We start from the raw sequence: 9,077 nt of genomic DNA, 5'->3' as shown, positions 1-9,077 counted from the left end.
GTGGTGTACAGGACCGGGTCAAAAACCTTCCGGGCTGGCTTCGGTGCAGACCACCAGCGGTTTGGCTGAAATGCGACGGCCACGCTCAACAGCGCGGCAGCCATGGCGGCTTGTAGCGGTAGCATTTTCATTCAGAGCCCTCTGCAATCGATGGACCAGACAAGCGTAGACGGCGGGCTCGTCCTGAGCCGCCGGTCTACCTGGCGCTAGTTAAAGAATGTTGAATGGAATGGTGGTGACCAGACGGAATTCTTTGATGTTGCCGTCAGCCTGTTGAGCGCTGCCACGGTGTTCGACGTAAGTCGCACGAATCGCGGTGGCCTTGAGTGGCCCGCTCTGCACGGCGTAAGCCGCGCCTACACCGTATTCCTGGTGCTTCTCGCCATCCATCAAGCGCAAGTCGCTACGTGACTTGCAGATTCGCCATAGGCGGTGCCGTTGTAGTGGGTACCGTCGATGCCCCAGCCGCGTGCCGAGTAGACATTGAACTTCAGGCCAGGCACGCCGTATTCGGCCATGTTGATGGCGTAGGCCACCTGGAAGGACTTCTCGTTCGGGCTGTTGAAGTCGGACGTCAGGGAGTTGGCCAGGTAGATGCCGTTGGTTTCGTGCAGGTAGTCGAAGTACTCGTCACCGTTCACTTCCTGATACGCGAAGGTCAGGGTGTGAGCCTGGTGAGTCAGTCCCAGGGACAACGAGTAGGTATCGTTGTCGATGTTGCCCATCTTCTTGCTGCCGGTGTCGGTGGTTTTGTAGTAGTTCAGGCCGGTGGTCAGCGCCAGGGTCTGTGCGTCACCCAATTCGTGGGTGGCGCCGAAGTAGTACTGGTTCCAGAAGTCTTCGACGTTAGCCGCGAACAGGCTGGTTTTCAGGCTCTTGAACGGCTGGTAGTTGAAGCCCAGGGTCTTGACCTTGTCGGTTTTCTGGCCATTGCCGTATTCGGAGACGAATTTCGTCAGACTTTGCTCGGTCCGTGGCGAAACGCGATCGAAGATACCGCCCTGGAACGACAGGTTGCTGAACTCTTCGCTGTTGAAGCTCACACCCTGGAAGCTGGACGGCAGCGCACGGTTGCCGATGGTGTCGACGATGCCGCTGCTGAAGTTCTGGCGGCCGGCGGTCAGGGTGGTGTTGGACACGCGGAACTGCATGTTGGCCAGGCCCAGTTTGCTCCACTGGTCTACGGCGTTGCCATCCGAGTCGGCCAGTGTGCGGTTGGAGCCGCCTTTGATGTCACGCTTGCTACGATCCAAAACGAGGGCGTTGTACAGCGCCACTTCGGTCTTCACGCCCACGGTGCCCTGGGTGAAACCCGAGCTGGCGTTGAGGATTGTGCCTTGTACCCAGTTGGTGCGGTTACGGTCGGTTTCAGTCTTACCGTGTTTTGTGTAGGAAAAGGTGCCGCCACGGTATTTGCTTTCGTGGGAGTACCAGTTACGTGTGGTGCCGCCCAGGCTGAAATCTTCGATAAAACCTTTGGCCTCGCTTTGGGCGCTGGCGCCGGCCAGTGTGGTCGGAACGAAGTCCTGGCTTACGGGCTCAGCATAGGCGGTAGCCGTGATGCTGCTGATGGCCAGTGCCAGAAGCGCTTTGCTGCTCAGTTTCATGGGTGAAGCTCCTTTGGTTCTCTTTTTTATGCCGGTCTTTTTAGGTGAACCGACTATTGGTGTGTAACTCGTTCAGGCACTTGCAAACGTTTGCCGTAGGAAATTTCCCAATAAATGGCTGCACGTTTGCCGGAGAGCTGACTTCGCTCTCCTGCAATCCGGTTATTTTCTTATGGGGTAATACTGACGCCCGAGAACACGTTGCGGCCGAAGGGGCTCACTTTGAAGCCTTCGACTTTGGTGCTTAACGGCTGGTTGACCGTCGAGTGGGCGACAGGCGTGATCGGCACTTGCTGCTTGAGCAACTGCTGCGCCTGTTTGTAGAGAACAGTCCGTTGTTCGCGGTCGGTGACGACCTTGGCTTGCTTGATCAGCTTGTCATACGCCGGGTCACACCACATGGAGTAGTTGTTCCCGCCGATGGCGTCGCAGCTGTAGAGAGTGCCCAGCCAGTTGTCCGGGTCACCGTTGTCGCCGGTCCAGCCGATCAGGCTGATATCGTGTTCACCGTTCTTGGTGCGCTTGATGTACTCGCCCCATTCGTAGCTGACGATCTTCACTTTCAGGCCGATCTTGGCCCAATCGCTCTGCAGCATTTCAGCCATCAGCTTGGCATTGGGGTTGTACGGCCGTTGGACCGGCATCGCCCACAGGGTGATCTCGGTGCCTTCCTTAACGCCGGCAGCCTTGAGCAGTTCCTTGGCTTTTTCCGGGTTGTAGGCGGCGTCCTTGATGGTGTCGTCGTAGGACCATTGGGTCGGCGGCATGGCGTTGACCGCCAGTTGCCCCGCGCCCTGGTACACGGCATTCAGGATGCTCTGCTTGTTCACCGCCATGTCCAGCGCCTGGCGCACTTCGAGCTGATCGAAGGGCTTATGGCGCACGTTGTAGGCGATGTAGCCGAGATTGAAGCCGGGCTTGGTCAGCAACTGCAGGTTCGGGTCGGCCTTGAGCGCATCGACGTCAGCCGGGCGCGGATGCAGGGTCACCTGGCATTCGCCGGCCTTGAGCTTCTGCACTCGCACCGAGGCGTCGGTATTGATGGCGAAGATCAGTTGATCGAGCTGAACGCGGCTCGGGTCCCAGTACTGTTTGTTGCCCACGTAACGGATCTGCGAGTCTTTCTGGTAGCGCTGGAACACGAAAGGGCCGGTGCCGATCGGCTTCTGGTTGATGTCGCTGGGCCTGCCGCTCTTGAGCAGCTGCTCGGCGTATTCGGCCGACAGGATCGCGGCGAAGCTCATGGCGATGTTTTGCACGAACGCGGCGTCGACCGTGTTCAGGGTCATCACCACGGTGTGTTCGTCGGTTTTCTCGACCTTGGCGATGTTCTTGTTCAGGCTCATCCCGTTGAAGTACGGAAACTCGGTGGGGTAGGCCTTACGGAACGGGTGATCGGCGTCCAGCATGCGGTTGAAGGTGAACAGCACGTCGTCGGCGTTGAAGTCGCGTGTCGGCTTGAACTCCTTGTTGCTGTGGAATTTCACCCCTTCACGCAGGTGGAAGGTGTAGGTCAGGCCGTCTTCGGAAATATCCCACTTGGTGGCCAAGCCAGGCACTACGTTGGTTGCGCCTTTTTCAAACTCGACCAGTCGGTTGTACAGCGGCTCGGCCACGTCGTTGTCGGTGGCCGTGGTGTATTGCGCGGTGTCAAAACCTGCCGGGCTGCCTTCGGAGCAGAACACCAGGCTCTTCTTGTCGGCGGCGTGGCCCATGGTGGCCATGGCCAGCAGGCTGGTGCCAAAAATGGCGGATAGAACAGTGGTATGGCGCATGACGATCCCGATCCTTGTTTGTAGTTGTCATCAGCGAACAATCACCAGGCGCAAGGCCTGGGGGACAACACTGATCCCACACACAGCAAGTGCCTTTCCCAAGTTGGAGCCTCTGCTGTCCTACGACGTTATGAGTCGCGGACTTCAGAGTAAATGCGCCAAAACGGATTGACCCTGTAGGCAACGGAGTCCCGTGTCGCAGTTCGTTGCTGTAGGAAGCATCGACTGCGAGCGTGATCATTTTCCTAAGGGCCAGGCGGATGCAATAACGGCGACGTTATGAAACGTCGCGTCAATGATCCTTACTTGCCGCTGACGCTCACGCCGTAGAAGGAGTTCAAGCCAAACGGGCTGATCTTGAAGTCCTGCACGGTGTTGCGCATGGGTTGATACACCGTCGAGTGCGCGATAGGTGTCATCGGGACTGCATCTTTGAGGATATGTTGCGCCTGCTTATACAGCTCGGTGCGTTTGGCGACATCCGATGTGGCCTTGGCTTCTTTCACGACGCCGTCGAATTTCTTGTCGCACCACTTGGAGAAGTTGTTGCCGGACAGGGAATCGCAGCCGAACAGCACGTTCAGCCAGTTGTCCGGGTCACCATTGTCGCCGCTCCAGCCAATGATCATGGCCTGGTTCTCGCCGCCTTTGGAGCGCTTGATGTACTCGCCCCACTCGTAGCTGGTGATCTTGACCTTCAGGCCGATCTTGGACCAGTCGTTCTGCAGCATTTCAGCCATCAGTTTGGCGTTCGGGTTGTACGGACGCTGAACCGGCATGGCCCACAGCACGATCTCGGTGCCTTCCTTGACGCCCGCTTCCTTGAGCAGCGCCTTGGCTTTCTCGGGGTTGTAGGCGGCGTCCTTGATGGTGGTGTCGTAGGACCATTGGGTCGGCGGCATGGCGTTGACGGCCAGTTGGCCGGCACCCTGGTAAACGGAGTCGATGATCTGCTGCTTGTTCACCGACATGTCCAGCGCCTGGCGCACGCGCAGGTCAGCCAGCGGGTTGGGCTGGTCGCTGCCCTTGACCTTGTCCATGACGTTGTAGGCCACATAACCCAGGTTGAAACCGGCCTGGTTCGGCAGTTTCAGGTCCTTGTCCTCGCCCAGTGCCTTGAGGTCGGCCGGACGTGGGAACAGGGTGATCTGGCATTCGTTTTTCTTGAGCTTCTGGATACGTACCGACGGGTCGGTGGTGATGGCGAAGATCAGGTTGTCGATCTTCACGTCTTCAGGTTTCCAGTAGTCCTTGTTGCCGGTGTAGCGAATGTTCGAATCTTTCTGGTAGCTCTTGAACACGAACGGGCCAGTGCCGACCGGCTTCTGGTTGATGTCCTGGGGCGTACCGTTTTTCAGCAACTGGGCGGCATATTCGGCCGACTGGATCGACGCGAAGCTCATCGCCAGGTTCTGGATGAAAGCGGCGTCCACGGTGCCAAGGGTGAACTTGACGGTGTGGGCATCGACTTTCTCGATGTTCTTGATGTTGGTGTCCATCCCCATGTCCGTGAAGTACGGGAACTCGGTGGGGTAGGCCTTACGGAAAGGATCGTCTTTATTGATCATCCGGTTGAAGGTGAACAGTACGTCGTCAGCCGAGAATTCACGAGTCGGCTTGAAGTACGGGGTGGTGTGGAACTTGACGCCTTCGCGCAGGTGGAAGGTGTAGGTCAGGCCATCCGGGGACACGTCCCAGCTGGTGGCCAGGCCAGGAACCACGGCGGTGCCGCCACGTTCGAACTGGCTCAGGCGGTTGAACATGGTTTCGGCCGAAGCATCGAAGTCTGTTCCGGTGGTGTACTGGCCTGGATCGAAACCGGCCGGGCTCCCTTCGGAGCAGAACACCAGGTTAGTCGCCGCTTGGGCGAAAGGGGCCGCGGCCATAAGGCCAGCGCTCACTAATAACGGAAGGACTGCGTGTTTAAGCATGTTGGCCTCATGATTTGTTGTCATTTTTGGTGGTGAGGGCGACCTCGTGAGTCGGCCTGCGGATACTTATGCAGGCGCCATACCCATTGCAAGATGCTGAACCACCGGAGGCCGGAAAGAGTGGTACGAACGTACAGGAATGTCGCAATTATGAAACTTTCGACATATTTGTATCTATTTATGGGGTTTTTTCGGTGCGGATGGCGCACCAAAAGCGCCCAGCCGAGGCGTCTGGCGCACTCGGTTGGGGCATGGCTGTTACTTATCTAGACTCACGCCGTAGAAGGGCGTCAGGCCGAACGGGCTGATCTTGAAGTCTTTGACGTCCTTGCGCAGGGGTTGGAAAACCGTCGAGTTTGCAATAGGCGTTATAGGTACTTGTTCCTTAAGTATTTTTTGCGCCTGTTGATACCACTTGATGCGCTGTTCACGGTCGCTGCTGACCTTGGCCTGTTGCACCAGCTTGTCGTAGGCCGGGTTACACCACTTGGCGTAGTTGCTGCCTTTGACCGCAGCACAACTGTAGAGCACGCCGAGCCAGTTATCCGGGTCGCCGTTGTCGCCGGTCCAGCCATAAATCATCGCGTCGTGCTCGCCATTTTTGGCGCGTTTGATGTACTCGCCCCATTCATAACTGACGATATTGGCCTTGATGCCGACTTTTTCCCAATCCTGCTGAATCATTTGGGCCGACATGCGCGCATTCGGGTTGGACGCACGTTGTACGGTCATCGCCCACAGGTTAATGGTGGTACCGGGTGCAACCCCTGCTTCTTTTAGTAGCGCCCGCGCCTTGGTGGGATCGTAGGGTGCATCCTTGATCGTCGGGTCATAAGACCACTGCGCCGGTGGCAGTGCGTTCTGCGCCAATTGTCCGGCGCTCTGGTACACCGCCTTGATGATCGCTGGCTTGTCGATGGCCATGTCCAGGGCCTGGCGCACCTTGAGCTGGTCCAGCGGCGGATGCGTCACGTTGTAGGCGAGGAAGCCCAGATTGAAACCGGCTTGTTGCAGCACGCGCAGGTTCGGGTCTTGCTTCATCACGTCGATGTCAGCGGGGCGCGGGTAGCCGCTGACCTGGCATTCGCCGGCCTTGAGCTTTTGCAGGCGCGACGCGGCGTCTGGGGTGATGGCGAACACCAGGTTGTCGAGCTTCACGTCCTCGGGTTTCCAATATTGTTTATTGGCCACGTAGCGAATCTGCGAATCTTTCTGGTAGCGCTTGAACACAAACGGCCCGGTGCCCACCGGTTTCTGGTTGATGTCCGAGGCGCTGCCTTGCTTGAGCAACTGCGCGGCATACTCGGCGGACTGCACCGAGGCGAAGCTCATGGCCAGGTTCTGCACGAAGGACGCATCGACGTTGTTCAGGTTGAAACGCACGGTGTGTTCGTCAAGTTTATCGACGCTTTTGATCGTGGTGTTCAGGCCCATGTCAGTGAAGTACGGCGACTCCGAAGGGTAGGCCTTGCGAAACGGACTCTCGGCATCCAGCAGGCGGTTGAAGGTGAACAGCACGTCGTCCGCATTGAAGTCGCGGGTTGGCGTGAAGAAGTCGGTGGTGTGGAACTTGACGCCTTCGCGCAGGTGGAAGGTATACGTCAGGCCGTCTTTGGAGACCTCCCAACTCGTCGCCAGGCCGGGCTCGACTTCGGTGCCGCCGCGCTTGAACTGGGTCAGGCGGTTGAACACGGTTTCGGCGGACGCATCAAAATCGGTGCCGCTGGTGTACTGGCTGGGATCGAAGCCGGCGGGGCTGGCTTCGGAGCAGTAGACCAGGGTGCTGGCGGCCTGTGCCATCGGCATCGCAGTCAGGAGGGCAGCAGCAAGTAGCAGCGGTTTGAAGGCGATTCTTTCCATGGAGACCCCTGAAGTGGCAGGTATCTATAAACCTGCCTGAACGAAAACGACGGTCACCGAGGTTACCGCCGTTCTTGTCACTTACACACCCTAAAATTACCGTGCGGGTGTTGGGGGGAAGGCTGATGGCAGCGATGCCTGCATCACCGTTGGCGCGTTCTCATCGATTGTGAAGCGCTCTCCCAAGACGTCGTTACTCTCACGGATCGTGAAGGTTCGGGTCGTCGCCAGGCAGGTCATTGATGTACCACTTGGCGACTACTCGGACGGCGTGTTCCTTTTGGGTAAGAGAGTTATTGCAAGACTTCGATCACCCCGTCGGCGCTCATGCTGACCTGGCTGGTACCGGCTTCCACTTCAGGCGTCGGCGCCGAATCCATCATGGCGGCCTTCATCATCATTCCGCCACGGGCGTAGGGCTGTGGATAACCATTGGTATTGAAATTCAGATTGACGATCTTGTAGCCCTTGCCGCCCAGCGCATCGGTGGCCAGTTGTGCACGGGCTTTAAAGGCGGCAACCGCATCCTTGAGCAGGGCGTCTTCGCTGGTCTTGCGCGTGGTGTCGGCGATGGCGAAGTCCATGTTTTCCATCTTCAGAGTGTTCAGCAACTCGCCGGTGAGTTTGGACAGGGCCGGGAAGTCCGCGCTTTCCAGGCGCAGTTCGGCGCGTTCACGCCAGCCGGTGATTTTCTGGTTCTTGTTGTCGTAGATCGGGTAGCTGTTGCGACTGCCCTGGCGCAGGGTCACGGCCTTCACTTCACGGGCCTGGCCCAGGGCCTTGTTCATCGTGGTGGTGATTTCGGCGGCGAGCTTGGCCGGGTCGGCATTCTGGGATTCGGTGTAGAAGGTGACGATCATCTTGTCGCGGGCCACCTCCTGGCTGACCTCGGCGCGCAAGGAAATCTGGTTGTAGTTCAGTGCGTCGGCGGCCATGGCTGGAAGGCTGGCCAGGGTCGCGGCGCTGAGGGTGAAGACGACTGCACTGTGAGTGAAACGAGACATGGAAGCTCCTTAGGGGGGTGTTCGTATCGGTATGACTGTAGACGCATGCGTCGGGTTCTTCGGGTTTACACATCACCTACAAATGTTCGTGGCACCGACGAACGGTCGTTTGCCCGGCCTGCGGCAAAGAGCCACACGCGCCGTGCCAGCAGGTCGGCTTCGTTTATACTCCTGCCGATCCGCCTGCAGCGCTCACCGGGAGAGCTCATGCTCGCCGCCGTAAAACTGACTTCCGCCACCCGCCAGAACCTTTGGCGCCTGACGTTCATTCGTACCCTGGTACTGGCCGCACAGGCCGGTTCGGTCGGGCTTGCCTATTGGTTCGACCTGCTGCCGCTGCCATGGCTGCAACTGGGCGTGACCCTTGGCTTCTCCACCGTGCTGTGCGTGTTCACTGCCATTCGCTTGCGTACCACGTGGCCGGTGACCGAACTCGAATATGCGTTGCAACTGGCCTGCGACCTGTTCATCCACAGTGTGTTGCTGTATTTCTCCGGCGGTTCCACCAATCCGTTTGTTTCCTATTATCTGGTGCCGCTGACCATCGCCGCCGTGACCTTGCCGTGGCGCTATTCGGTGGTGCTGTCGGGCATCGCCCTGACGCTGTATACCCTGCTGCTGGCGCAGTTCTACCCGTTGCAAACCTTCCCCATCGCCCGGGAAAACCTGCAGATCTACGGGATGTGGCTGAGTTTTGCGCTGTCTGCCGCCGTGATCACATTCTTCGCCGCGCGCATGGCCGAAGAGCTGCGTCGCCAGGAAGAACTGCGCGCCATTCGCCGTGAAGAAGGCCTGCGTGACCAGCAACTGCTGGCCGTCGCCACCCAGGCCGCGCGCCGCCCACGATTGGGTACGCCGCCGGCCACCATGAGCCGTGCTGCTCAACGAAATGGTCCAGGA

At 58.5% G+C, this 9,077-nt stretch carries 4 protein-coding genes and 2 pseudogenes; 1 reads left to right on the top strand and 5 read right to left on the bottom strand.

Annotated elements, in window-relative coordinates; translation table 11 throughout:
* Positions 1-210: 210 nt before the first annotated feature.
* From IQK56_RS09075 to IQK56_RS09055, 5 genes and pseudogenes are all read right to left on the bottom strand, one after another.
* Positions 211-1,607: pseudogene (locus IQK56_RS09075) on the bottom strand (OprD family outer membrane porin).
* Positions 1,608-1,777: 170 nt separating this feature from the next.
* The gene (locus IQK56_RS09070) at positions 1,778-3,331 is read right to left on the bottom strand and encodes an ABC transporter substrate-binding protein (protein ID WP_425274553.1); all 1,554 of its coding nucleotides are present in this window, start codon (positions 3,329-3,331) and stop codon (positions 1,778-1,780) included.
* 353 nt (positions 3,332-3,684) lie between these two features.
* Positions 3,685-5,313 carry an ABC transporter substrate-binding protein gene (locus IQK56_RS09065; RefSeq protein WP_099587077.1) on the bottom strand — a complete coding sequence of 543 codons (1,629 nt, stop codon included), beginning with the start codon at positions 5,311-5,313 and terminating at the stop codon, positions 3,685-3,687.
* Between the two features lie 258 nt (positions 5,314-5,571).
* A complete protein-coding gene (locus IQK56_RS09060) occupies positions 5,572-7,173 on the bottom strand; it encodes an ABC transporter substrate-binding protein (protein WP_193862433.1) in 1,602 nt (533 codons plus the stop codon).
* A 293-nt stretch (positions 7,174-7,466) separates the two neighbouring features.
* A complete protein-coding gene (locus IQK56_RS09055; RefSeq protein WP_193862432.1) occupies positions 7,467-8,177 on the bottom strand; it encodes an SIMPL domain-containing protein in 711 nt (236 codons plus the stop codon).
* 207 nt (positions 8,178-8,384) lie between these two features.
* Here IQK56_RS09055 and IQK56_RS09050 point away from each other — a divergent pair.
* Positions 8,385-9,077 (top strand): annotated as a pseudogene (locus tag IQK56_RS09050) (sensor histidine kinase); the annotation flags it as partial.

It is taken from the genome of Pseudomonas cyclaminis, from assembly GCF_015163715.1.
GTDB classification, from domain to species: domain Bacteria; phylum Pseudomonadota; class Gammaproteobacteria; order Pseudomonadales; family Pseudomonadaceae; genus Aquipseudomonas; species Aquipseudomonas cyclaminis.
The sequence above is the reverse complement of the archived record's forward strand: the minus strand, read 5'-3'. Positions and strand labels throughout refer to the sequence as shown.